Source organism: Rhizobium sp. BR 362, assembly GCF_036528765.1.
In the GTDB taxonomy this organism is placed as follows: Bacteria; Pseudomonadota; Alphaproteobacteria; order Rhizobiales; family Rhizobiaceae; genus Rhizobium.
The window spans coordinates 1-1,164 of sequence record NZ_JARWGH010000095.1; the positions used below are offsets into that span (position 1 = coordinate 1).

Here is a 1,164-nt window from a genome sequence, read left to right on the forward strand (position 1 = left end):
CGTCCCGACGGGTCTACATTCCGAAGAATGACGGAAGACTACGTCCCCTCGGTATTGCAGCGTTGGAAGAAAAGGTCGTGCAGATGGCCGTGTCCACGGTTCTGAGCGCGATCTATGAGCAAGACTTCCTCGGCTTCTCATACGGGTTCCGGCAAGGAAGGGGGCAGCATGACGCGCTGGACGCCTTGTGGGTTGGGATCGACAAGCGGAAGATCAACTGGATACTGGACGCGGATATTCGCTCGTTTTATGATGAAATCGATCACGAGTGGATGCTTCGTTTCCTGTCACATCGAGTAGGTGACCGCCGGCTGATACGTCTGATCCACAAATGGTTGAAAGCGGGCACGATTGAGGATGGCCGCCGCGTCGCATCAACGCGAGGAACTCCTCAAGGTTCTGTAGTTAGCCCCGTGCTATCCAATATCTACCTGCATTACGCATTGGATTTATGGGTCCAGCAATGGCGTACTCGAAATGCTAAAGGCGACGTGATCATTGTACGTTATGCCGACGACAGCGTGATTGGGTTCCAGTACGAAGGAGAGGCGCAGCGCTTCCTGCAAGAACTGCGGGAGCGTCTCGCCCAGTTTGGCTTGCAACTGCACCCGGAAAAGACGCGGCTGATACGCTTTGGGCGGTATGCTGTGCAACAATGCCGGGAACGTAGTATCCGCAAGCCAGAGACCTTCGACTTTCTGGGATTCACGCATTGCTGCGGCAGGCGGCGCAATGATGGGGGCTTCAAGATTGTCCGTCTGACGATCRAGAAGCGCATGCGCACGACGCTGACGGCAATACGGGAAACGCTGATGCGACGACGCCATGAACCAATGGCAAAGGTAGGTCGGTGGTTACGGCAAGTGCTACAGGGGTATTTTAACTACCATGCGGTGCCTGACAATCTGCGACGATTGGGAGGGTTCCGCTGGGAAGTTGGTCGAGCTTGGCGACACGCCTTGATGCGCCGAAGCCAGCGACACCGCTTGCCTTGGGATCGTTTCCAAAGGCTCGTCCGCAAATACCTGCCACCGTGCCGGCTGATGCATCCGCATCCTGATGCTCGGCTTACCGTCACTACAGCCGATAGGAGCCGTATGCGGTAGTGCCGCACGTACGGAACTGACCGGGGGGCGATGGGTAACCATCGTCCCTACCGGGACC

Annotated in this window: 1 protein-coding gene; it reads left to right on the top strand. The window is 56.8% G+C overall.

What is annotated here, in order from left to right:
• The coding region (ltrA, locus tag QDY28_RS30875; protein WP_331384859.1) for a group II intron reverse transcriptase/maturase at positions 1-1,106 on the top strand (1,106 nt) is incomplete at its 5' end.
• Positions 1,107-1,164: the final 58 nt, after the last annotated feature.